This is a genomic window from Methanosarcina mangrovi (assembly GCF_052057765.1).
Classification (GTDB): Archaea; Halobacteriota; Methanosarcinia; order Methanosarcinales; family Methanosarcinaceae; genus Methanosarcina.
Genome location: NZ_CP195120.1, coordinates 2448898 through 2473260 on the forward strand (window position 1 = coordinate 2448898; position 24363 = coordinate 2473260).

At 42.3% G+C, this 24363-nt stretch carries 16 protein-coding genes; 10 read left to right on the forward strand and 6 right to left on the reverse strand.

Features of this window, described 5'->3' with window-relative positions:
- The first annotated feature begins 167 nt into the window (after positions 1–167).
- Complete coding sequence (locus ACSAZL_RS10940) at positions 168–2969, forward strand: PAS domain S-box protein (protein ID WP_440948694.1); 2802 nt, start codon at positions 168–170, stop codon at positions 2967–2969.
- A 911-nt stretch (positions 2970–3880) separates the two neighbouring features.
- On the opposite strand, the gene ACSAZL_RS10945 is transcribed toward ACSAZL_RS10940, so the two are convergent.
- Entirely contained in the window at positions 3881–7000 is a 3120-nt protein-coding gene (locus ACSAZL_RS10945) for a chemotaxis protein CheB (RefSeq protein ID WP_440948695.1), read from the reverse strand.
- 900 nt (positions 7001–7900) lie between these two features.
- On the opposite strand from ACSAZL_RS10945, the gene ACSAZL_RS10950 reads away from it, so the two are divergent.
- Entirely contained in the window at positions 7901–8245 is a 345-nt protein-coding gene (locus tag ACSAZL_RS10950; protein ID WP_440948696.1) for a hypothetical protein, read from the forward strand.
- A gap of 1052 nt (positions 8246–9297) precedes the next feature.
- Positions 9298–10221 carry a helix-turn-helix transcriptional regulator gene (locus tag ACSAZL_RS10955; protein WP_440948835.1) on the forward strand — a complete coding sequence of 308 codons (924 nt, stop codon included), beginning with the start codon at positions 9298–9300 and terminating at the stop codon, positions 10219–10221.
- A 329-nt stretch (positions 10222–10550) separates the two neighbouring features.
- On the opposite strand, the gene ACSAZL_RS10960 is transcribed toward ACSAZL_RS10955, so the two are convergent.
- A complete protein-coding gene (locus tag ACSAZL_RS10960; RefSeq protein WP_440948697.1) occupies positions 10551–10913 on the reverse strand; it encodes a hypothetical protein in 363 nt (120 codons plus the stop codon).
- A 1044-nt stretch (positions 10914–11957) separates the two neighbouring features.
- Complete coding sequence (locus tag ACSAZL_RS10965; protein ID WP_440948698.1) at positions 11958–13319, reverse strand: TIGR00297 family protein; 1362 nt, start codon at positions 13317–13319, stop codon at positions 11958–11960.
- A gap of 599 nt (positions 13320–13918) precedes the next feature.
- Between ACSAZL_RS10965 and ACSAZL_RS10970 the strand changes: the two genes are divergently transcribed.
- Complete coding sequence (locus ACSAZL_RS10970; protein WP_440948699.1) at positions 13919–15349, forward strand: dihydrolipoyl dehydrogenase; 1431 nt, start codon at positions 13919–13921, stop codon at positions 15347–15349.
- A 392-nt stretch (positions 15350–15741) separates the two neighbouring features.
- Here the strand turns inward: ACSAZL_RS10970 and ACSAZL_RS10975 are convergent, their stop codons facing one another.
- A complete protein-coding gene (locus tag ACSAZL_RS10975; RefSeq protein WP_440948700.1) occupies positions 15742–16590 on the reverse strand; it encodes a class I SAM-dependent methyltransferase in 849 nt (282 codons plus the stop codon).
- Positions 16591–17123: 533 nt separating this feature from the next.
- On the opposite strand from ACSAZL_RS10975, the gene ACSAZL_RS10980 reads away from it, so the two are divergent.
- Positions 17124–18701 carry a Na+/H+ antiporter NhaC family protein gene (locus tag ACSAZL_RS10980; RefSeq protein ID WP_440948701.1) on the forward strand — a complete coding sequence of 526 codons (1578 nt, stop codon included), beginning with the start codon at positions 17124–17126 and terminating at the stop codon, positions 18699–18701.
- Positions 18702–19301: 600 nt separating this feature from the next.
- On the forward strand, positions 19302–19709 hold the full coding sequence (locus ACSAZL_RS10985) for an inorganic diphosphatase (RefSeq protein ID WP_440948702.1): 408 nt from the start codon (positions 19302–19304) through the stop codon (positions 19707–19709).
- A gap of 49 nt (positions 19710–19758) precedes the next feature.
- Here the strand turns inward: ACSAZL_RS10985 and ACSAZL_RS10990 are convergent, their stop codons facing one another.
- Positions 19759–19935, reverse strand: a complete 177-nt coding sequence (locus ACSAZL_RS10990) for a YegP family protein (protein WP_440948703.1) — start codon at positions 19933–19935, stop codon at positions 19759–19761.
- 451 nt (positions 19936–20386) lie between these two features.
- Between ACSAZL_RS10990 and ACSAZL_RS10995 the strand changes: the two genes are divergently transcribed.
- Complete coding sequence (locus tag ACSAZL_RS10995) at positions 20387–21526, forward strand: TIGR04083 family peptide-modifying radical SAM enzyme (protein ID WP_440948704.1); 1140 nt, start codon at positions 20387–20389, stop codon at positions 21524–21526.
- A 242-nt stretch (positions 21527–21768) separates the two neighbouring features.
- On the opposite strand, the gene ACSAZL_RS11000 is transcribed toward ACSAZL_RS10995, so the two are convergent.
- Positions 21769–21909: a hypothetical protein gene (locus ACSAZL_RS11000; protein WP_440948705.1), complete on the reverse strand. Its 141-nt coding sequence runs from the start codon at positions 21907–21909 to the stop codon at positions 21769–21771.
- Positions 21910–22399: 490 nt separating this feature from the next.
- Between ACSAZL_RS11000 and ACSAZL_RS11005 the strand changes: the two genes are divergently transcribed.
- The 3 genes from ACSAZL_RS11005 to ACSAZL_RS11015 all read left to right on the forward strand — a co-directional run bounded on the left by ACSAZL_RS11005 (position 22400) and on the right by ACSAZL_RS11015 (position 23511).
- The gene (locus ACSAZL_RS11005) at positions 22400–22771 is read left to right on the forward strand and encodes a hypothetical protein (protein WP_440948706.1); all 372 of its coding nucleotides are present in this window, start codon (positions 22400–22402) and stop codon (positions 22769–22771) included.
- Between the two features lie 184 nt (positions 22772–22955).
- Positions 22956–23201 (forward strand): DUF5683 domain-containing protein, encoded by a 246-nt coding sequence (locus ACSAZL_RS11010; RefSeq protein ID WP_440948707.1) that lies wholly within the window; start codon positions 22956–22958, stop codon positions 23199–23201.
- Positions 23202–23313: 112 nt separating this feature from the next.
- Positions 23314–23511, forward strand: coding sequence for a hypothetical protein (locus ACSAZL_RS11015; protein WP_440948708.1), 198 nt, complete (start codon positions 23314–23316; stop codon positions 23509–23511).
- The last annotated feature ends 852 nt before the right edge of the window (positions 23512–24363 follow it).

The window sequence follows — 24363 nt, forward strand, 5'->3', positions numbered from 1 at the left end:
AGGCAAATTGATCCTCTGTTTTCCCTTGAACACGAAATTATGGAATATACTATCAATGCGAAAGAGATTTCAGAAAGTTTCTGGATATAATAAGTATATCACTCAAGAGGAATTACATGCCTCAAACAAATACTTTTTAATTTTTTTGGTAATTGGGGAGAGACGGAATGGAAGAAAAACTGCGAAATTCTGGCATTGATAATATTGGAGATGTGCCCTGGGGAACACACTTCTGCCAGTTCTACCAGACAAAAAAAGATTTGATGGACTTACTGGTTCCTTACTTTAAGGCAGGACTGAAAAATAACGAATTTTGCATCTGGATAATATCTCAACCCTCGGAAGAAAAAGAGACAAAAGAAGCCCTTCGAAGAGCTGTTCCCGACCTTGATATTTACCTTGAGAAAGGGCAGATCGAGATTATTCCCTACACTCACTGGTATGTACAAGGGGATTCTTTCGATTCGGAAAGAGTATTGAACGGGTGGATCGAAAAACTCGATAAAGCCCTGGCCAATGGTTATGACGGTTTGAGGTTGGCAGGGAATACTTTCTGGCTGGAAAAAAAAGATTGGAATAGTTTTGCTGATTATGAAGAAGAACTGGATAGGGTTATCGGTAACTCCCGGATTATATCTCTCTGCACCTATTCTCTTGACAGGTACAACGCAACCGAGATCGTTGATGTGGTCAGCAACCACCAGTTTGCTTTGATCAAAAGGAAAGGAAAATGGGAACAGATAGAAAATTCCAGGCGTATGAAGAGGGCAGAAGATAAAATTCAGACACTCGCTAATATTGTGGAATCTTCAGACGATGCCATTATAACCGAGTCCCTTAACGGCATTATAACCAGCTGGAACAGAGGCGCAGAGCAAATTTATGGCTATTCGGCTAAAGAAATTCTGGGAAAGCCCATATCCGTCCTTGAGCCACCCATGCTGGTCGAAGAAACAAAAGAATTGAACGAATTGATTAGACAGGAAGATAAAATTCACCATTATGAGACTTTACGGGTAAGAAAGGACGGTAAGATCATAAATGTCTCAATGGCGATTTCTCCGATTTTTGATGCCTCCGAAAAACTGATCGCAACCCTGGTTATCGCCAGGGATATAACCAGAAATAAAAAAGCCGAAGAAGAACTCCAGAAAAGCGAAGAAAGATACAGGATTGTCACGGAACAGACAGGGCAGGTGATATACGACTATGATATGAGAACGGATAAGTGCACCTGGACGGGTGCCATAGAAGAAGTCACAGGATATGGTTTTGAAGAATTTCAGAAACTTGGCAAGGATGTCTGGATTGAGAATATCAAACCCTTAAATACAAATTGTGAGGACGAAAATTCCCGGAGTATGAGAAGGACTGGAAACAAATTTAAAGAAGAATTAATGTTTAGAAGAAAAGACGGGACCTGCATTTACATAGAAAACAGAGGGGTCTGCCTTACGAACCCTGAAGGTCATCCTTACGAGGCTATCGGAGTAATGAAAGACATTACAGGTGCCAGGCTTGCAAAAACTCAGCTTCAGAAAAGCGAAGAAAGATATCGTATAGCAACCGAAAGGACAGGGCAGATTGTATTCGATTTTAATCTCAAAACATTTGAACTGAGGCTGGCAGGAGCCATCCGGGAAGTAACAGGGTACGATCCGGAAGAGCTGGAGAATTCGGATAAATCAGTCCTGATAGAATATGTGCATCCTGAAGACAGGAGCGGACTGCTTAACGCGCTCAGAAAGTCTTTTGAAGAAAATAAAAACAATCAGGCAGAACAAAAATTTCAGGTAGAATTCGGGCTCAGAAAAAGAGATGGAAACTACATTTATGCCGAAGGTCGTGGGATCTGGCTGACAGATAGCAAAGGGGAGATATACAGAGCCATCGGAGTAATTAAAAATATTACGGATCGGATACTTGCGATTAGAAAAGTTGAAGAGAGTGAGAAAAAATACCGCTCTTTCATACAGAATTTCCACGGCATTATTTACCAGGCGGACGAAAACTTTGTTCCCGTATTTCTGCACGGTGCTGTTGAAGAGCTCACAGGATATAAAACAGAGGAGTTTAAATCCCGGATTAAATGGGAAAACCTGATTTATCCGGATGACCTGCCTCTCGTTCTCAAAGAAGAGGAAAAGATAAAAAACTCTCCGTCTGCCGATTATGGAGAACTCGAATATCGTATAAAACACAGGGACGGAAGGATCAGATGGGTTAATGAAATTTACCAGAAAACTCAGGGAAATGATGAAAAGCCGGGATTTTACCAGAGTACGATTTATGATGTTACCGAGAAAAAAGAGGCAGAAAAGTTCGTTACAAATATCGAAATTGCCCGCAAAAAGGAAATCCACCACAGGATCAAGAACAATTTGCAGGTTATCTCCTCCCTGCTGGACCTCCAGGCAGAAAAGTTCCGGGATAAAGAGGTACTTGAAGCTTTCAGAGAAAGTCAGGACCGGGTAGTCTCAATGTCTCTTATCCACGAAGAACTCTATAAAGGAGGAGGGGCCGATACGCTGAATTTCCCCGAATACATTCGAAAATTAACTGAAAACCTCTTCCGAACCTACAGCCTTAGGAGTAAAAACGTCCGCCTGTGTATGGAGCTGGAAGAAAATGCCTTCTTTAATATGGATACTGCCGTCCCGCTAGGAATAATTGTTAACGAACTCGTCTCCAATTCCCTCAAATATGCATTTACCGATAAGCAGGACGGAGAAATTCGAATCCGCCTTTGCAGGGGAGAAAAGAATGATGAAATGAACAGGTCCCTTTTCAGCCTCGTAATTTCGGATAATGGAAAAGGAATGCCTGAAAACATTGAATTGGAAAGTGTTGAGTCGCTCGGACTGCAGTTAGTAAACATCCTTGTCGACCAGTTGGAGGGAGAAATCGAGCTTAAACGAGATCATGGGACAGAATTCGGAATTACTTTCGAGGCAGCGGAAGAAATATAAGTTCCATTAATTAATGAACAGCGGGTGTTTTTGCAACAAAAAAATCAGGAAAAACATGATCAAGAACCCCTGGAATAAAAAACATCAGGTAAAAATTGGAGGAAAGCCCGGAAGATTTTTTATGTTCCTTTGATTTTTTATGTTCCTTTTACTGTAGACCCCGATATAGTAGCTCCGAAGATATTTCCCCAAAATATCTATTCGGAGCAGAACAAATGTCTTCCGGACGATTCTTTTCTGACATACCTTACCGGTTATTCCTCACATTTTTCGACCTATATCTGCTCCCGTTATAATATACAACGTCTCGTTGTTATTTTAAATTAATTATCAGAAAAATTGTTTCTTAGCAAAAGTTAGTTCTGCATAAAATGTTTTAAAACCAAACAACAATTTAATATTAATTATGTATTTTATAGTTCCCAGAGGCATTCAGAAAATTCAACGCTGAGTTTTTTCTTGAAAGGCAATGCAAGATAATTTTATTCAAAATCCTGGATTTAAGGGTCCAGTAAGAATTCTTATAAATACTTTACAAAAAATTGAAAGCGTTTATATTTTGGCTTCGCACAAATTTATCAAAATCAACTTCAAGAAGCCGAAAATAAAATCAATAAAAAGACATCAGGCCATTCAGCTAAAATTAATTGTAATTCCTTATTTAGAGAATTTCCACAGACCCTGAACTATGTAATCAGGTGGGGATTTTGGGAATTTTCCTCGTGTCTGTACCCCGCAAGCATAGCTTTTGCATCTTCAGCCCTCTCCGATGCGCCCGGCCTGTGGAGTAAACGCACGTTGTCTTCAACACGAAAACGATTCCGGTTTTTCCGTCACCCGGAAGTTTTTTATCCGCCAATCCCTCAACCTTTTTTTCCGAAAGTTAGCCAGCTATCTGAGCATGCCTCTTTTTAGTCGTTTTTTGCCTTCGGTTTGCTTGTTGATTTGATTTCCCGCTCTGTAGTTGAAACAGCATACACCTCCCCGGCTTCGTTCACCAGTGGGGAGACGGTCAGCCATATGTCCACTACCCTGCCGTCCTTACTAAGCCGCTGGGTGCGGTAAGGTTCCAGAACTTCATCCCGGCTAAGCTTCTTCACCGTTTCCAGCTCTTCTTCTTTCAGGTTCTCAGGAACCATGCTACTAACATTCATCTTCAGGGCCTCATCTTCACTCCAGCCGTACATCTTCTCAGCCCTTGGGTTCCAGGCCAGGATGTGGCCCTCCGTATCCTGTACCGTTATAGCGTCTTTCGAGTCGCGCACAACTACAGCCACGCGGTGAACCATGGAATCGGACTCCTTCAGCAGTTCCCTCGTCTGCTTCAATTCGGTAATCTCGATAAAGGTTATCACCGCTCCTTTAATGACATTTTCAAGGGTGCGGTAGGGCCGGATGCGCATCAGGTACCACGTGCCGTCCCGGGTCTGGACTTCAATTTCTTTAGGAATCAGGTTGTCAAGTACCTCCCTCACATCTTCTGTCAGGCGGTCATATCCCAGCATGTTTGAGACAATGTCCCCGACAGGCCTCCCCACATCGGTCGGGATCAGTTTGATCACCCGTGTGACCGCAGGAGTGAAGCGCATAATTCGCATATGGTAGTCTACGAAGATGGTGCCGATGTCAGTGCCTGCCAGCAGGTTGTTCATATCGTTATTGGCCTGAGACAGGTCAGCAACCCTGTTCTGCAGTTCGGCATTGACCGTGGCCAGTTCCTCGTTTACCGACTGCAGTTCCTCCTTTGAGCTCTCCAGCTCCTCATTGGCGGATTGTAGTTCCTCGTTTATTGACTGCATTTCTTCGTTTGAGGATTTGAGTTCTTCATTGGAGGTCTCCAGCTCTTCATTGGCAGCCCTGAGGTCTTCTTCCTTGGTCTGCAGTTCCTTCATCAGCGCCGAAACGCGCTCATCAACTTCCCCTTTGCTCTCGGAAATTTCTTTCTTTAAATCCTCGGAAACCACCCTTCCGAGTATATTCTGTTCGGCTTTCGAAGGTTCTTCGAAAGTGATCAGGAACAGGTCCGGCCCTTCTGCATCAGGACCTGTAATCACAGGTAACAAAGAAAGATTGACGGTAGTGAAGTCACCGTTGGTTTTGACCCTCAGCCCGGAGTAAAATAATGATCTTTTATCGATTGCTGCTCTGTGCAGAGCTGTAGCCAGCCTGTTGGCCAGGCCCTCGCGTGCCATCTTCAGAATGTTCATACCAGCTTCGCCCGGAGCAGGTTCCAGGTACATGCCTGTACGACCGTGTATATAAAGGATATCGCCTTTTTCGTTTACGAGCGCACTTACAGGGGCATAATGTTGAAGCAGGATACGCTCGGTCAGTTCACGAAACTTAGGCCTCCCTCCGGCAGTGGTCTCTTCGAGAATTTTTTGAGTCACTCGGGGTTCAATTCTCGGTGGGATTAAAGTCACTATGGAACGGAGTTGTTCATTTCCAACATTCGGTTTACTCTGGTAGAGCTTCGCTTTGCGGTCCAGCGCGTCAAAAAGGTTCGTGAACCCGTTCACGGTCTCGGAGGAGCCAAGGAAGAGAAATTTGCCGGGGCTCAATGCGTAGTAGAAGAGAGGGATGAGTCTCTTCTGCAGTTCCCCGTCCATATAAATCAGCACGTTGCGGCAGCTGAGCAGGTCGAGTTTGGAGAACGGCGGGTCTTTGACAAGGTCGTGCTCTGAGAAGATTACCATGTCACGGATGTTTTTCCGGATGCGGTAGTTGCCTTCCGGGCTCTGGGTAAAGAAGCGCTCCAGCCTTTCCTCCGAGACATCGACCGAGATGCTGGGAGGATAGGTGCCGATGCGGGCCTCTTCGATTGCCCGGCTGTCGATGTCTGTTGCAAAAATTTGTACATTGAAGGTTTGCTTCAGTTCCTCCATATGTTCCTGGAGCAGGATGCCGATCGAATAAGCTTCCTCGCCTGTGGAACAGCCAGGCACCCAGATACGTATCGATTCGCCTGCGTACTTGCCGACAAAGAGATTGGGTATGATTTTTTTCTCAAACGCATCAAATGCCTTGGGATTACGGAAAAAATTGGTGACGCTGATCAGGAAGTCGCGAAAGAGCGCTTCTACCTCAGCAGGTTTTTGCTCTAAATAATCCACATATTCATCTATTTTCTTGATATTGTGGACTGCCATGCGCCGCTCGACGCGTCGGACGATGGTGCCCTTCTTGTAATGGGAAAAATCGTGACTGGTATGGGAGAACACCATGTTGAATATTTTTTTCATCGCGTCTTCAGCTCTGGAGACCGGTTGGGTTATTTCCCCGAAGGCTTGAGTAACATAGGCAATTAGCTGGGCAGGCATTTCTTCCGGCGACAGGACATAGTCTGCCAGACCGGTATCGATGACGCTGCGCGGCATGCTGTCGTACTCGCTGGATTCGGGAGATTGTGCCATCCCCATCCCGCCTTCAGCCTTGATTGCCCGTACTCCCAGTGTGCCGTCGCTGCCTGTGCCTGAAAGCACGACTCCGATGGCCTGCTCTTTCTTTTCCTCGGCAAGGGAGCGGAAGAAGAAATCAATCGGCGTACGATGGCCGTGCGGCTCGGCCGGTTCCAGCAAATGCAGTTCGCTCCCACGATAAACCATGTCTCTGTTAGGCGGGATAACATAGACACAGTTAGGCCTGACGCCCATCCCGTCCTCAACCTCATAAACCGGCATGTTTGTGTAGCGCCCTATCAGGGTAGTGAGGATGCTCTTATGTTTCGGGTCAAGGTGCTGTACCAGGACAAAGGCCATACCTGGCCCGGGACTATCGGGCATGGACGAAAAGAAAGCTTCGAACGCAGCCAGCCCCCCAGCCGACGCGCCAATACCCACAACGGGAAAAGCTTCTTTTGTGAATCTAGCCGAATCCGTATCCGAAGCGGGAGGTTCACTAGTAGAGGTTTCTTCTGTTGTTTGTTCTTCTTTCGGAGGCTTTTCCTCTTCCGATGCCTGTCCTTCTTTTGACGCCTGTGTTTTCTCTTTGCTCTCGGTTTTGCCTGGAACCATGTAGTCGCATCCTTTCATGCCTGAACCGCTGTAATACCCTTAATATCCTTAATGAAATCCGGGAGTTTTCCCTCGACAACTTTTTGCTATATATTTAAATCTCGTTAATGCAATATTTTATAGGCCAATATCATCAACAGCTTAATTGTGAAAAATACACATACTCAATAACAGTATAAAGGATTAATCGATATAAGTATTAATAGATTAAGTATTGACAGATATATTTCAACCGGATAGTTAACATTGTCGCTACAAAGAGTTTGGAAAACCGCATTTAGGGCGGCTTTACCTATCTGGTTCAGTTACTTTCAACCGGAAAGTTATTTTCAGCCCTCATAACAATGCAAAAAGCTATTATTAAGGGCAATTAACGGTAAATACGATTTTTAAAGGGCTTGATAAGCATTAAATAGATTATTTGCGGTTATATTTTGAATTAAAAGTTTAGAAATACTTATTTTTTAATTAAATCTTATCTACTTCTTTTTCAGTAAGTATATTTATATTTAAATCGGTTAATGTTAAAACTACCAACAGAACGATAACCGGCAAGAAAACTAAAATGAAGTTTTCCGGGGCTGAAAAGTCGAGGGGAAATAGATCCATACAGGAATCATCGGTGTGATCGAGCTCCGTTTCAGTCAATATTGTTGGCAGTCAATGTTGTAGAAGCATTGCGGTACCAAGTCAACAGGGTACCTGATCAACATTTCAGAGATTTCATCTCTATGTGTGTGAACATGGAGAGATCGAAGGAGAGGTTGGGGAAGAAGCCTGGGGGAGCAGTTTCAAAGGTTGAATTCTTGCCTGTAAATCCAGGGTCCCGGATTTCGGGAATCATGGACTTCAGAAAAAGGTCTTTTCGCCGGTGTATGAATCGTTTTCATGCAATTGAACACAATCGGGGTATAATTTATGGAACGTAACAAATTTGATAGAACAAAAAAGACTCTTGCTGTTTTGCTGATACTTTGTTTTGTATTGTCAGTGACAGCTGCATCGGCAAGCGCAGCCGACAATAGTAAGTACGGCAAGAGCGAAGAAGGTTACAAAGCTGGCTACAAAAAAGGCGACAAAGAAGGCAAAAAACAGGGTCAGAAAGACTGCGGGAAATATGGCAGCAAAGAGATTCTCAATAAAATACCCACTCCTTTCAACAAACCCAGCTGGACCAAGGATTACACAGAAAGCTACAACAAAGGCTATAAAGACGGATATATAGATGGTTACAGTAAAAGCAGGTACGAATGCTTGAAATAAGAAATAGCCCTTGAAAATTAAAATTAGAGGATTTTAAATCCCGAGACGACGCCCGGAACAGAGGATTTTCTGCAAAAATTTCTATTTTTGAATTCCTGTTTGAGAATCCTTTTCCGGATCTTAATGGATCGGATGCTACTATAACCCCGGGTCAAATTACCTGTGCTCTGAAATCAAATGACCGAAGCCTGGGGTTTAGATTTCCCCTCCACGCATCAAATTTCTATTTTCCATCTTTTTCACACAGGGTTTTGCCGGCTTTTTTTGCGTATTTATTTCAATGACTTAAATACTTTAATACTTCATATGTATAATAGCTCGATTTTTATATCATCTACTTATTTAAATCTGAATTAATAATAAATGAAATATTTATCTACCATATATCCTTACTTAATTGTGATCAGTTACCCTGATCAATTAGATTTTATTTCATAAAGTAAAAATGTTAGTTGATGCGCAGATTAATGAAGTTCGCTCATAAAGTCAACTCCTGGATTGGTACCGAATCAGTCAGGTCATATAGTTTGAATAATCGCTTTTGCTTGTGATTCCAGAAGGGATTATATAATAATTAATATTCAGGACAGGAATGGATTTCTATAGACTCAATAATATAACGATATAATCAAATGGGGATTGGGAGAGGCTGTAAAATAAAATGAAAGGATCGATATGCATCAAAAAAGATCTCAATGAGCAGACTTCAAAATTTTGTATTATTTGAATTTCTCAGGGGCGATTTTGAGACCTGCTCGTAAATAAGAAAATTCAAATCGTACTATGGGGGGCAACGGAATCCAAACTGGATTACGGAAATAAAGGAGTCCAAACTGGATTACGGAAATAAAGGAGTCCAAACTGGATTACGGAAATAAAGGAGTCCAAACTGGATTATGGGAGCGAGTTACTGACCAAACCTGAAACACGAATATATCTCCCATATTAGAGAAAAAATATCTCCCATATTCAAATTTGGAGAGATTTTTTGCTCCCGATTTTAGCAGCTAATTCCCGTGCTCAAACCTGCAATAATGGATTAACTGGTGGAAATGAATCTGAGGTTCTACATTATTTGCACTGCCGCTTTAATCACTTTACTGGCATCTGCCTCACTTACTTTAGGGGTACCTTTCTTAGAAGACAAAAATGTCACTGCAACAGTACACGGGGTCGCCTATGCCCGGGATACTCTTGAGCCCCTGAAAGATACTGTGGTTGGCATAAATTCCACTCCCCCCCAATCCATGGTAGCAAAAGACGGTATGTATTCCTTTGAACTGGTGCCAGGAGATTATACTATCACAGCCAGATATTACCAAAACAATACCATCGTCTATTCAAAAGAAGCAACTTTCAGGATAGAAAGTGAGGGGAATTACGTGTTCGATCTCTTGCTTTATCCCGTCTCCGAATATCCTGTAACGGAACCGATTTCAGCTAAAATAAAGAATCCGGAAAGCCCGGACCCCCCAGAACAAACCTCCCCTTCAATTATAAGTCATCTGCTAATAAGCTACCTGTCAGTAGCCTTTGCGCTCCTTCTACTGCTCGGCGGAGGCTACAAATTTTCCAGCAAACATAAAAACACGAATAAAAATGGATTTCAGGAAGGAAAGTTCGGTATACCCGGGATTCGGTTAAAACTCTTCGGTAAAAGCACCAGTTCGGGATTGAGACCCGAAAACCCCAGGGAAACGGTTTCCGTACCAGAGCCAATAATAGAACCTGCAGGTAATCCCGATATTGAAACTGCTGCTCTAAAGACAATTCCCCTTTCTACAGAACTGCGTGAAGTCCTTGACATAATCCGAGGCCACAAAGGGAGGATTACCCAGAAAGATCTGCGCAGCAGGCTGGAATATTCCGAAGTAAAAGTCAGCCTCATGCTTTCAGAACTGGAAAAAAGGGGCATGATTCAGAAGCTCAGGAACGGACGTGAGAATATTGTGGTTTTAGTAGATGAGGAACGTTAACACTCACGTGCTAATACTCACGAATTGAAACTCGCTTTCGGTTTCCTCTGTAATTCTTCATCCCTTCGTATAATGCCTGGTTACGTAAGCAGTCACACTTCCAATAGCTCCTATGGAATAGACAAAACTGAGGAATAGACAAAACTGAGGAATAGACAAAACTAAGGAATAGACAGAACTGAGGAATAGACAGAACTGAGGAATAGACAGAACTAAGGAACAGACAGAACTAAGGAACAAAAAAGGAACAAAAAGAAAAGTCGGTGAGGGTTCACTTCATCCCGCTTCATCCTCTGACGCAAGGTATGCGTAACCCTCTACATTCTACCTCAGCGATGATATCTATAATAGCCGGAGTACCAGTTATTGTAGTTTTTGTGCCAGAAATTATATTTCAGGTACCATTTCATATAAAGCTGGAACCATCTGTTGTAATTTTGGTTCCATCTGTTGTAATTGTTGCCATATTTCCTACCATCCCATCCTCTCTTTTCATTGTCCCATCTTCTCTTCTCATTGTCCCACTTACTCTTCTCGCCGTCAAATTTTCTCTTCTCGTTGTCAAATCTGTATTTCTCACTGCCCCATTGCTTCTCACTTTTTGGAGGTGCTGCGCTTGCCGATGCAATTGTCACTGACAGTACGAAACAAACTGCCAGCAAAATCCCCAGTATCTTTTTCATTTTCAACATTCAATCCACTCCCAATATTTATTTTATTTAATTTAATTTATCTGACTCCTCTCTTTTTAATACTAAAAATACCGATAACTTCCAGAGTTGATCCAGAGGATCCAGAGTTGATCCAGAGTTGATCCAGAGTTGAAAGCATCGATTTCATCGATTTTGTTTTTCGTCTTACCAGCGGTTGCTGAAACTAACTTTTATTCTTTGTCTCACCGACTACTCGCGGCTTGACAATTTTAAAATTGGGTCAATTAAATATAAACATACTTATAATAAATCCCAGTTAAAAATGGTTTAATTAATGAAATAAGAGTTTTAAAGTATTTAATTAAAAAAATAAAAGTTTTTAAGTTTTTAAATCGATTTATATTCCTTAATAGGAGATTTAATCCCTGCAAAGTTCCTTAAACCTCAAATTTTGGGAGTGGCTTACTGAAAATCTCAGGTATAAACATCTTTCTTCATTTTCTCCATAATACAGGGGGAGTGTTTGTTTTTTTCAAACCGGATCAATAATCCATCCTTGCTATCATTTCTTCCGAATATTCTCCATCAACCAGCAGTTAAGGAATTTTCCTCCAAGGACCACAAGTTTGTTTCTGAGCAAAAAGACCTTAAAAGAAGTTATCGGAGAAAATAATTTTTTCTAAACTTTTTATCATGTATATAAGTGCAAATAACGTGTTAAATATATATATAGCTCTTTAAATACCTCATATTATCAAAAAAAGCAATATTATCACTTATTCATATGTCCCAGGGAACAGGCATAAAAGAAGCTATCGTAATCTTTGAAAGTACAGGGCTTGCGCAGTTTAACCGGAAACCAGCAGCATGAGGCATATTAGTAGCATGACACTTTGAACTATCCAAATCATTTTTGTTGGGTCACCGGGTGCGGCAAGTTTCCGGCGCCCGATTGCGCCTTGCCCGAATTTTGCCTCAGGATTGCAGTAAATCGAAGATTTCATGGACAACAAAAGATTCAAACTCAACAAAAAAGCCAGATTTCAGTGAGATTTGCATATTGACATCGAAGATAGTTCTGTCTTAAAAACCGGATACCAGAAGATATATACCGGCTGAAATCCCTGCGCCTGCAAAGGTTGCAGCAAAGTTTACCCCGCTGTTTGAGAGCAGACCTCTTTTCTGAAGGGTAGCCCCGAGCAGGCTGTCCACATTTGTTCCGAAAAAGCCTCCTGCGGTTGTAATAAGGACCGAAAGCAAAAGGTTGTCAGATATCCCGAGAACATAACCAAGCACGCCTATGATTGCAGAACCGAAAATCGCGGCAAGTTCGCCGAGTGAGGAAACAGCTCCGTCAGCTCCGGGTTCCGAAAGTTTGAGAGTTGTGATCATTCGGGGTCTTCCTTTTGCCGTGGTCCCGATCTCACTTGCCAGAGTGTCGCCTGTCGCGGTTGCAACAGTACCCATGTAGGCATATATTATCGGGAGGCTATGTTCCGGGAAGACTCCGTATGCTACTGCAAGGGCAAGAGCCGCGGTACTGTTTGAGAATACATTTTCATAACTTCTGATCCCGTCTTTTGCCTGAGCAATGCCGATTGATTCCTTGTATGCGTACTTGTACCTGGTAAACCCACCGCCCAGGATGAAAAAGGTGAGCAGGAGCAAAAACCACGGAAGCCCGCTAAAAACGATTATCAGGACTCCGAGAAGGGCAGCGCTGAGGAGGGCGGAAACGTCGGCAATTTTCGCCCTGTAAGCCATAGCCCCGAGGAAAAGGGAGAAAGCAAGAGCTACAAGCATCTTCTCAGGAGGCACCCAGTACCTGAATTCCTCAAAAATCCACATCGTCATCCCTGCCCCCAGAGGTACCGGGATATTACTGTCTATCCTGGAAGGAATGGACTCAAAAAGAGAGCCTGTAACTGCTCCGATCACGGATATGAAAAAGATAAAACTATACAGGACCGGAAGTCCCTGCCAGTAGACGACCCAGCTTGCTGCAAGAAAAGCCGCAATAATCCTGAGAGAGAGAAAAATGGAACTCCAGAGTAATGAGAACCTTCTCTGCTTTATCCTGTTCTTTCCGGACTCGATATCAGCCATGAAACCTCTTTCGGTAAAAAAAGAGATGTGATTCCCGACTGCTGCAATGGCAAAGGCGGCGAGGACTATATAAAACGGGTATGTGTACGTAAAATCCTGGGAAACTGCAGAAACAAGCAGCATCAACGTAAGGGAAAAAGAAAGGCTGGTTGCATCCCTTCTGCAGGGCAGAAACTTTCCGGAAAACCTCAGTCCCAGGAAAAGGACAAAAGAAAGAAGGAAGAGGAGATCTACCCCTGCAAAAGGAGCTATCAGAATAAGCAGGAAATATAAGACATGCATCACGGGAATTCCATGATAAGAACTCCCATTTTCTAGAGGGGGGGCAGCTCTGTTCATTCTAAAACATCTTTTGTTTTTTATTCTTCCTGAGAAGCTAAATAGAATAGGCTTTTCTTTATAAATAGATAGTTGTTTTTCCTTCAGAAAATCGCTTAAAAATGAAACAAGATTAGAAAATATTTATGTGTTTTATTACTTGCGCTCAGAGAGATTTTCACGCCAGCTCTGGCGGTTATTCAAAGAACGAAGGAACTTTTTTGTCCGCCACTTCACTCCATAGACACCTGATACTAATTTTTTATCTCAGAAAGTTCCGCTCACCTGTAATCCGGGAGATTTTCTTTCTGATATTTTTTGAATAGGTTTCGGACCACTTTTGATTTATTTTTACGATCTATTTTTACGATCTGTTTTTACGATCTGTTTTTACGATCTGTTTTTACGATCTGTTTTTACGATCTGTTTTTACGATCTGTTTTTACGATCTATTTTTACGATCTTTTTTTGCTATCCTTGTTCTATTTTCAGTCTTCTTCTGCTGTAAGATCATTTATTTAAGGATAAGGGTAATTAGCAAACAGACAGATAATTATTGCAGTTAACAAATCCAGTAACTGGCTGAAATCTTATTTCATGTTTACTGTGAGGGGAAAAGAATGAAAAATTATGACCTTATTGTGATAGGCACGGGTTCCGGGATGAACTATGTGAACTCGATCATCGATTCGAAACCGGAGATGAAAATAGCCGTTATAGATAAAGACGAACCCGGGGGGATCTGCTTGACCAGAGGGTGTATTCCTTCAAAGCTCCTGCTTTATCCTGCGGAGCTTGTCAGGGAACTTGAGACAGCTCCACTTTTCGGCATTAAACTTGAGATAAAAGATATTGATTTCCGCATGATAATGGAACGAATGCGCAGAAAAATAGGGAAAGACATCGATATGATCAGGGACGGATTGACCGAAAACCCCTACCTTGACTATTATCCCGAAGTTGCCGAATTCATATCCCCTTATACCCTCAGGGTTGGAGAAGAAACCCTTCACTCCGAGATGATCTTTCTGTGCACGGGCTCAAGACCTGCAATCCCGCCTGTTAAAGGGCTTGAAGAAACCGGCTACCTTACAAGCGACACTGTACTTGACCTTGAGGAATGTCCGAAAAGCCTTGCCATTCTTGGGGGGAGTTACATAGGAGCCGAGTACGGGCACTTTTTTTCAGCCATGGGAGCTGAAGTCACGGTCATAGGGAGAAACTCACATTTTCTCCCTCAGGAAGAACCCGAAATCTCCGAACTTGCCAGGATAAAGATGCTTGAATACATGAGAATCATTACAAACCACGAAGCCATAGAGGTCAGAAAAGAAAATAACGGGCAGAAAACCGTTATTGCAAAGGACAGGAACTCAGGAGAAGAGACAAAAATTACCGCAGACGAAATCCTGGTTGCAACAGGTCGAACTCCGAATACTGATATTCTCCACCCCGAAAAGGCAGGAATCAAGACCGACCGCCAGGGCTGGATTTTAGTTGACAGGTATCTTGAAACCTCCCAGCCTAATATCTGGGCTTTCGGGGACGCAAACGGAAAATACTTGCTCAAGCATGTAGCAAACTATGAGTCCGGGATAGTTTACCTCAACGCGATAATGAAGGAAAAAGTAAAGGCAGACTACCATGCCGTACCACACGCCGTTTTCTCCCATCCTGAAATTGCAGGAGTCGGGATGTCAGAAAAGGAAGCTCTTGAGGAGTACGGGGAAAACAGGGTGGTTATCGGCTTTAAACTCTTTGAGGATACGGCAAAGGGATCTGCTATGGAAGCCAGGGATTACTTCGTAAAAGTGATCCTGGACAACCTGGAAGAGAAAATCCTGGGTGCCCATATCATTGGACCCCATGCCTCGATCCTGATCCACCAGATAATTCCTCTCATGTACGCGTCCTCAAGAAGTGAAAAGCCAATTCTCCGCAGTATGGATATCCACCCGTCCCTCAGCGAAGTTGTCACCCGAGCCTTTCACTCCAGGTTTTCTCCTGAACACTACCACCATATCATGAAGCACCTCGGGCTTGAGGACTGAAAAGTCCGGTTTAAAGGTTGAATTTTGAGAAAACTATCAGTGAGCTGAGTTCAAGAAAATTGATTAAAACTGTGACCCGTACAACCGTATTCAGCTATACGAGTCATTTTTGTCCCGCTCGGCGCGGGAGAGCGGTAGTCCTGAAAAAGACGGAGAAGAAATGAAGATTAGATAAAAGTCTTAGATATAAACGACTGGTGACACCTGTAAGGAACTGACATGTAAAAGCGACCCGGGAAAACGATATTCTGCTTCTCTTTCCTTTTCTGCTTTTTTACAGGGCTGCCAGACAAACTGGCAGAGATACCCCAGAAAAATGGAACTAAAAAACAGTTTTCCGGATTAAGGGGATCACTTTTCCTATCATAACGGCAGGCTACATTCTTACGCAGCTATTTTTTAAGCAGGTCAAAAACCCACCTGCTGACACCCGGAGCAACGTTTCCGCAACGCCTGTAAAATTCAACCTCTAAACCCATTTTTTCGTACTCTTCAATCAAACCCGGGATCTGCAAATCCGTTTTGAAAGTGTAGAAATGGATGCGTCCTCCTTTTCTAACATGTCCTGATACCACCCCGAGGAAATGGTCCATGTCGTAAGGGGTTGGCACAATTGCTCTGTCGAAACCGTTTTCCGGAACCTCAAATCCTTCATTTTTTAAAGAATCCGGGTGGCTAAGAATGAAATCGGCATCTCCCCGGATTACGGTCACCCGCCCTTCAAGCCTGTTCAGCCGGACATTTTCTTTCAGGCAGGCACAGGCATCGGGATTTATTTCGATTGCACAGACCACTGCCCCTTTTCCTGCAGATGGGAGCACAAAGGGGCCCACGCCTGCAAAAGGGATCAGAACGGACTCGCCGGGAAGAACTTTTGAGGCTACGCGTGCCCTTTCCCAGTAGAGCCTGGGATTGAAAAAGACCTTTCTTACATCCATTCTGTATGTGTAGCCGTTTTCCCTGTGAAGGGTTTCTGCGGATTTTCCGGAGAGAAGTTCAAATCGGGCTACCCTGTGTTCGCCTTCAAGCTTGCTGACCTTATTAAGGACAGCCCGGGTATTGCCTCGCATCGAAAGGATCTTTGAAACAATAGAGTCCCTGTAAGCCTCAAGTTCCTCTGGAATGGAAATTACTGCAATGTCCCCTACATAATCAAAGCGTTTTGGGACCAGGGGAAGCAGGGGGGCTTCAACTATTCCTCTCATTGCATCTCGCAGGGTCACCCTGTCTCGAAAACTCATATCAGCATACCTCTGCTTACGATATATAAGCCTTTCATACTTGCCTGAAAGTCTTTCATAGCTGATTATAAACAGCTCATATCAGCTTTTAAGCCCTTCAAGCTGATTATGAACAGCTCATATCAGTCTTCAAGCCTTTCATATTTGCCTATTAAAATTTCATAATCAATTTTTCAGGTACTATTTTCAAATTTTGCATTTCCTGTAAAAAATCCGGGGTAAAAAAGCAGGAATTTGTATAAGAATTTTAATAATGATCGAGAATATCCATAGAAGTATTTTGATAGCGTATATTGTATCAAAGGTAACCATAGAACCATTGATTCTCAAAAAAAGAAATATTCTGTCTATAAAATAATAAAAACATATCATAAATCTAAAGTATAAACTCTGCATAGAATATTCACTTTTGCTGATTTAAATAAAAATACATTATAAAAAATATTTTTTATTATTTAATTTTTGATAACTTGTCATGATTTACTTAAAAAGTTAAAGAGTTTATTATAAAAAACATAAAAAAGGAGTTATCAATGGACGCACAAACAACTTATGGGGCTCTTGCCCTGCTGCCTCCACTTGTTGCTATTGTACTTTCAATCTGGAAGCGCCAGGTCATTGTTGCCCTGGTATTGGGTATCTGGATCGGTGCAACCATCATCAACGGGTATAACCCCCTCATAGGGTTGCTGGAGACTTTTTCCACTTACATTGTGGGAAGTGCCATTGCCGACGTCTGGAATGCCGGACTTCTTGTTTTCTGTCTTGCCATAGGCGGGATGATAGGAGTCATATCCAAGATGGGAGGCACAAAAGCTATTGCTACCTCTCTGGTGAAAAAAGCAAAGGACAACAGGTCCACGCAGCTTGCAGCCGCATTCATGGGAATTGCAATTTTCTTTGACGACTACGCCAATTCCATGATAGTAGGCAATGCCATGAGGCCCATCACGGATGCACAGAAGATCTCTCGGGAAAAGCTTGCATATATCGTGGACACAACTGCTGCTGCGGTTTCTTCCATGGCTCCGGTTTCTACCTGGATTGCAATGGAAATAGGCCTTATAGGAGGTGCCCTCAGTTCCATCAATATAGAGGCAAACCCGATAATTGTCTTTTTCCAGTCCCTGCCTTTCCGCTTCTACTCAATTTTCACCATTCTCCTTATGTTCACCCTTATTACCCAGAAAAGGGACTTTAGCAAAATGCTGGAAGCCGAAATCCGTTCACACAAAACCGGACAGGTCTATGCCGAAGGTTCTACCCCCCTCTTTGTAGAAGACCAGAATCTGCTTCCTCCCGACGGGCTGGAGGCTTCGATCTGGGATGCAGCAATTCCGATTCTTAGCTTCGTGATCGTTGCAACCGCAGGGCTCTGGTACAACGGATACGAACCCGGGATGAGCATAAGGGACGCTTTCGGAAATGCGGATGCTTCAGTTGCCCTTACCTGGGCTGCTTTTCTCAGTTCCATAGTCGCCCTCTCGATAGGCCTGGCAAAGAAGCGGTTTTACCTGGACGAAGGAGTCAGAGCCTGGGTTGACGGGCTCAGGTCCATGATCATTGCGGTGATTATCCTTGCCCTGGCCTTTGCCCTCAAATCCGTTATTTCCGAGATGCAGCTGGCAGAGTGGCTGGTCATGGTTACAGAAGGAGTACTCTCAGGCACTGTTCTTCCCACCCTGACCTTCGTCATCGCCCTGTTCATAGCCTTTGCGACAGGAACCTCCTGGGGGACGAACTCCATCGTCATGCCCATCGTAGTCCCGATCGCAGCTTCGATTTCCGGGGCAACGGATGCTGTAACCCCCCTCATGATCACAACCATAGGGGCCGTCCTGACAGGCGCGGTGCTGGGGGACCACTGCTCTCCTATTTCGGACACCACCATCCTGTCCTCAATGGCATCCGGCTCTGACCACATTGACCACGTAAATACTCAGCTCCCCTACGTGGCAATAGCCGGGACTCTTGCAATCGTCTTTGGCTTTATCCCTGCGGGGCTCGGGATTTCTCCCTGGATCTCTCTGCTCGCAGGCCTTGTGTCCATCACGGTACTGGTGAGGTTTGCAGGCAAACGCATCGACGACAACGGAAATATCATCTCCTGACCAGCATGTAAACAGTCAGCTGAACCGTGAGGTTGGAGCTTAAAAATCAGAAAAACAGGATAAAAATCAGAAAAACAGTAGTCTAAAACCTATAAAAAGGATAAAAAGGGAATTGGAAAAAAATGTGAATCAGAATACTTCCGGAAAAATAGATAATCCCGGTAAGTAGAGACTCTGCAAATAGATTACTTCCCAGGAGAGACGAATAATCTCTTCTACTCCTTTTTTTCACCATATTTCCTGCCATTTTTTCTGTAATCCAATATAAGATTCATCCTGCCATTTTCTCTGTAATCCAATATAAGATTCCTTTCTTCGTGGCGTATTCGCCGTAACTTAAAAATTATTTTAAATTCAGGTCTGATACCAGGGACTACAGCAGGGATCAAAAGAAATATTAGCAGGAGGATTAAAGCAAATAAGACAAAAACAAATAAGACAAAAACAAATAAGACAAAATAAATAAGACAAAACAAATAAGACAAAACAAATGAAAAGCAAACCTGACAAAAAAAGATAAAGCTAAGGAAAAACTCGAAAAAGGCTGAGAAGAAAACCCGACGAAGCCAGTTCCGTGAAGCACAGGCAGGACCTTTCCCGATGAAAATTATTATAGAAACTCCCAAATACAGTTTTTCGAAATACCGGAAAACAGAAAATGGATATGAAAGAGCCTTCTTTTCTCCCCTGCCTACTATCTTTAATTATGGTTTCATAGAGGGTACAACGAGTCCTGACGGCATGGAAGAAGATGTGGTCGTGCTCGGCCCCCGCCTGCCCAGAGGAAGCACGCTTGAAAGAGGGAGCTTTGACGGCGTGGTAAGGTTCCTTGATGATTCTATCAGGGATGATAAAAAACTGGTATATATCAGTGGCTTTTGCTCTCCAACCTTACTGGCTTTCTATTTCAGGCTTTATGCCCTTTTCAAAGTCTTTCTCTACGCTTTTCGGGATGGAAAAATTACAAAATGCCGCTTTGAAGGAATTAAATTCGAGAAATTGAACTGACTCCCGGAAATTAAACTGATGCTTGAGTCGCCCTTCTTGTGTCTGGTATTTATTCAAGTACAACGATTCGTGCATTCGGTGCGTTTTCTTTTACAGATTGGATCCCTTTAATGCAACCTTCCTCGCTTTTGTAACCCTGGCTTACAGCTATAATCTGCCCATTTCTTGCTCTTAACCTGAAACGGTATTTTCCGCCTTCATCAATGTAAACTTCAAACTTGGACATTCTATTTCCCCCAACTGATCCTCCCGACCCGGAGGTTCAGTCTTTTAATGATCTGCAACCAGTCTCAAATGAGGCATGCATTTTCGGAACATATTTCAGGATATCTATTATGAATCTGAAACTTAAGATTCAATGATTAAGGAAATTTTCGGGGTGGTTTGAAAAACCCCTTTAAGAGATTCGATTCCATTAACTAAAGAATGATCTATCTAAAAAAGGGTAGGAAACTAAAATTAGAACTAAAATTGAGATTTTATCAAATTTACCTGTTGTATCAAGTTTACCTGTTGTATCAAGTTTATCTGTTGTATCAAATGTGTTCATCTGTTAGTAGAGAGAAACATCAAAAATTAGGAAATAAAGCTGGAAGCAAAAATCCTTCTACAGGAAAGGATACTTTTAGAAAGCTACTAATAATTTAAAGAAGCTTAAAAAATAAGGAGCCTTAGATATGCCTTTTCATGTGATGCTGATCCCTACCCTGGGCTGTCCCGCCAACTGTAATTATTGCTGGAGTTCTGAGGAAAAATCCCCGATAATGAGCATCGAAACCATTAAAGAAGTGGTTGAATGGCTTAAAGTTTTCAGGCAGGACCCGGTTACTTTTACCTTCCACGGGGGAGAACCTCTCCTTGCAGGGGTTGATTTTTACCGGGAAGCCTTACCTTTGCTGGCTGAGGGTCTGAGCCCCAGAAATATCGCTTTTGCCATACAGACAAACCTCTGGAAGCTTACCCCGGAAATAGCCGAAATTTTTGCCAGATACGATGTCCCCATTGGTTCCAGTTTGGACGGTCCCCAGGAGCTTAACGACCTGCAGAGGGGAAAGGGCTATTACGAAAAAACCATGAAAGGCTATGAAATTGCGAAGGCTCATGGACTTACTGTGAGATTTATCACTACTTTTACCTCTCACTCCGTAAAGTTCAGGGAGGATATTTTCAATTTCTACCTGGAAAAAGGTTTAACCCTTAAGCTGCATCCCTGCCTGCCTTCTTTGAAAGGGGACAACCCCGAAAAGTGGGCACTTGACCCTGAAAAATATGGAGAACTCTTAATTTACCTTCTGGACAAGTACCTTGAAAACCTGGGCAAAATCGAGGTTATGAATATTGACCAACTGTGCAAATGCGTGTTCACAGGCAGGGGTACTGTCTGCACCTATGTAGACTGCATGGGAGATACTTTTGCAGTTGGCCCTGACGGAGGCATATATCCCTGTTATCGCTTCGTGGGCATGCCGGAATACGTAATGGGAAATGTCTATGACCGTCCGACCATGGCAGACCTTGCCCAATCCGATGCCTGGAAGCTCATGCACAAATATAAGGAATTTGTGGACAGCGCATGCGGTAAATGCCCTCATATCAAGTACTGCAGGGGTGGATGTCCTTACAATGCCATAGTTCCCACCGACGGGGAAATAAAAGCTGTCGACCCGCACTGTGTTGCCTATAAGATGATATTCGATGAAATTACCGATCGCGTAAACCAGGAAATGTTCGGGTCTGGCGGCATGGATATGTTTTTGCCTCAGACAATGAAACCTTCCAGACCGGGTATAATGTCCCTAATGCTCAAGAAAATTTGAAAATAAACCAGAGAAAATGAGAAGGTAGTAGGATAGAGTAAAAGCCCCGGCAAATTAACCATAATCTTTTTTATAGTTTTCTAAGAGCTTTAATATTGAATTTTCTTCTTTTGAGTTTAAAAGCAGGAGATTTAAAAGCAGGAGATTTAAAAGCAGGAGATTTAAAAAAAGGAGATTTAAAAAAAGGAGATTAAGGAAAAAAGAGATTAAAGAAAAATATCGTTATTCCTCATGCAGACTCGTCACGCATAAATCATTATTGAATCGAGTCTTACGGTGCCTACTTTTGTCCAGTATCTGCAAACATCACAGTACTGAGTCTCGCCATCGGGGCGCAATTTCAGGTCAGAGTTACATTTTGGACATATTTTTAGATGTTTCATAATAAACCCCTGGATTTTCTATTTTTCAACTGAATAAATAATTCTAAGACAGTACAAGAAGAAGCCCAGAGGCGCTGTATTTGCTGTATTCCCCAATATAGTTTCTTCGAATATCGTGCTCCCCAAGCAAATTGATTCGAAGAAAGGATCAGCGACCCCAGGAGATTATTTCACGGCTCTTGGCTCTTATTTGAAGTTCTTTGAAGTTCTCAGTTTCCTCCTTATCTGTTCCCCAACCCCAGTATATAGTAATAACATAAGTTATATTAAATAAATTATATGAAAAATTGTTCTCAAGCAAAAAATAGTTTGATGTAAAAAATTTCAAGCCCATCATCTCTTTTCTTAAGCAGGACTTGGAGATTATATAAAATAAGCAACATAAGCAACGTTCATAAAATTAAAATCTGACATTTATTTTGAAACATTTTGAAACCTTCATTTTGAGAATTGAGATAATTTATATAGATCCACTTTCTAAACTAAACATATGGAAGAGGGTAAGATTAAGAATACGATAACAAGAAGTTTCGAACTTCAGGACTACAGGATAAAAGGAACAGAACTTTCTGGCTTCTGGGCAGACCTGCTCAGCAAAGAAGAACTGACGGTTGAGGTAAACTACAGGCCTGAAAACGAAAAAGTCTTCAGCCCGGCAGAAACAGAAGTTCTTATACGTGAAGTCTGCGGGAAATGCAACAGCTTTGAGGCACAGCTTCCCGAAAATATAAAATGTGAAGTTACCTTCAAAGACTTCGGGGAAAAAGTCTATAAAACCGCCCAGCCTGATTTTGAACTGAAGCCAGAGGAAATGGACGAAGTTAAGGTTGCTTACCGCTTCTATGTAGCGTATTACGTTTAACTTTTATGTTTAATTTATTCGTTTAACTCATTACGTTTAACTTGTTACGTTTAACTTGTTACGTTTAACTTGTTACGTTTAACTTATATGTTTGACTTATTATATTTAATATTGAACCAGGTAAAGATTTCCTGTCAAAGAATTAGCCAAAAACCAAGCAAAAACAGGTAAAGGAGCGTGAAAAATGCCTCAACCACGTAAAAACCCGGGCTTCGCTGCAGTACTTTCGTTCTTTATCCCGGGTCTCGGGCAGATCTATAACGGGCAGATTATGAAAGGAATTATCTTTATCATCCTTGCCTCAATTTTCGGCTTCCTGACAGTAGTTTTAATCGGTTACATCCTCTACCCTCTGTTCTGGATATATAACCTCTATGATGCCTACAATACTGCCAGGGAAATCAATGAGAGGTATGGCGGGTACTACTAAATAAGATTTCAGGGATAAACTTGCAGCAATAAACTTTCGTAAAGAAATTTTTCTTCCACTTTTTAGAAACAGACAAATAGAACTCTCACCAAGTTATTAATGGTGATCGGGAATGAACATCGAACCCACACTGAACATGGTAATCATTTTTTTGCTGGTTTCATTTGTTTTCTTACTGTTAATGTTTATTTATACAAAGAAAGTCACAAAAAAAATGCGTGAAGAAAGAGAAAAAGCCGAAGCCGAAAGAATTGCCCGGCAGATCGCTGAGAAGAAAAGGCTTAAGGAGCTGATGGAGGAAAAAGATTAAAACTTGCCGGTTTTTTAAAAAATGGAGAAAAAGAGTAAAGCCATTTCTTCTCTGGAAGGGTATTCGGTGCGAACAATTAAAAGCAATTTGTTAATCAGGTTCTAATTTATTAATTAAGTTCTAATTTATTAATTAAGTTCTAATTCATTAATTAAGTTCTAATTCATTAATTAAGTTCTAATTCATTAATTAAGTTCTAATTCATTAATTAAGTTACAATTTATCGGTCTTCCACCTTCACATGGTTGATATTTTTTAAAAAACAACACCCGACTCAAACTGCCGAATCCCCTGAATTCTACCCTGCGCAATCCTATTCATTATGCGAGTTCGTTCCTGTCCCTGCAGAGTTGCAGCTCTGCAGCCCGAATTTCGCTTCGGGAGCACGAGAAAGCCATAAAGTTACAGCTGCTGGATACACCTGTGAGAAAGGACAAGAACCAAACAGATCAAAGTGACAGATATTTCGTTCTTTATTTTTCTTTCACTTTTCAGTTTTTATTTCTCTTCCTAATCTGTTTTTTCTTCTTTTTGGGAAGGGCCGCCAGACAGGCTGGAGGATGTGCGTATATTTATCTGTGAATTTAAATGAGGTTCCTCGGGTCAAGGAAGTATTCTTCGGACAGGGAAACGGTTCTGAATTCGTTTCTCCCGGTGACAGTAGGAGTTTGCCTGTTATTTTTTTTCGTTACAGGCAAGACAGGTTCAACCCTCCGTGGAGTAAAACAGAAAAACATAAGATTCCAGCTTCGGATATTCTGAATAGCCTCCAACCCGTGTGCTGCCAATTATATCTCTTTTTCTCATCAAATGAGGAAATATGTAATCTGTAAAAACACCAACCGCAGCAAC

Bases quoted from the DNA above. Each gene is read 5' to 3' on its own strand.
- ACSAZL_RS10940 (WP_440948694.1), top strand. From the start codon at position 168: ATGGAAGAAAAACTGCGAAATTCTGGCATTGATAATATTGGAGATGTG.
- ACSAZL_RS10945 (WP_440948695.1), bottom strand. From the start codon at position 7,000: ATGAAAGGATGCGACTACATGGTTCCAGGCAAAACCGAGAGCAAAGAG.
- ACSAZL_RS10950 (WP_440948696.1), top strand. From the start codon at position 7,901: ATGGAACGTAACAAATTTGATAGAACAAAAAAGACTCTTGCTGTTTTG.
- ACSAZL_RS10955 (WP_440948835.1), top strand. From the start codon at position 9,298: ATGAATCTGAGGTTCTACATTATTTGCACTGCCGCTTTAATCACTTTA.
- ACSAZL_RS10960 (WP_440948697.1), bottom strand. From the start codon at position 10,913: ATGTTGAAAATGAAAAAGATACTGGGGATTTTGCTGGCAGTTTGTTTC.
- ACSAZL_RS10965 (WP_440948698.1), bottom strand. From the start codon at position 13,319: ATGAACAGAGCTGCCCCCCCTCTAGAAAATGGGAGTTCTTATCATGGA.
- ACSAZL_RS10970 (WP_440948699.1), top strand. From the start codon at position 13,919: ATGAAAAATTATGACCTTATTGTGATAGGCACGGGTTCCGGGATGAAC.
- ACSAZL_RS10975 (WP_440948700.1), bottom strand. From the start codon at position 16,590: ATGAGTTTTCGAGACAGGGTGACCCTGCGAGATGCAATGAGAGGAATA.
- ACSAZL_RS10980 (WP_440948701.1), top strand. From the start codon at position 17,124: ATGGACGCACAAACAACTTATGGGGCTCTTGCCCTGCTGCCTCCACTT.
- ACSAZL_RS10985 (WP_440948702.1), top strand. From the start codon at position 19,302: ATGAAAATTATTATAGAAACTCCCAAATACAGTTTTTCGAAATACCGG.
- ACSAZL_RS10990 (WP_440948703.1), bottom strand. From the start codon at position 19,935: ATGTCCAAGTTTGAAGTTTACATTGATGAAGGCGGAAAATACCGTTTC.
- ACSAZL_RS10995 (WP_440948704.1), top strand. From the start codon at position 20,387: ATGCCTTTTCATGTGATGCTGATCCCTACCCTGGGCTGTCCCGCCAAC.
- ACSAZL_RS11000 (WP_440948705.1), bottom strand. From the start codon at position 21,909: ATGAAACATCTAAAAATATGTCCAAAATGTAACTCTGACCTGAAATTG.
- ACSAZL_RS11005 (WP_440948706.1), top strand. From the start codon at position 22,400: ATGGAAGAGGGTAAGATTAAGAATACGATAACAAGAAGTTTCGAACTT.
- ACSAZL_RS11010 (WP_440948707.1), top strand. From the start codon at position 22,956: ATGCCTCAACCACGTAAAAACCCGGGCTTCGCTGCAGTACTTTCGTTC.
- ACSAZL_RS11015 (WP_440948708.1), top strand. From the start codon at position 23,314: ATGAACATCGAACCCACACTGAACATGGTAATCATTTTTTTGCTGGTT.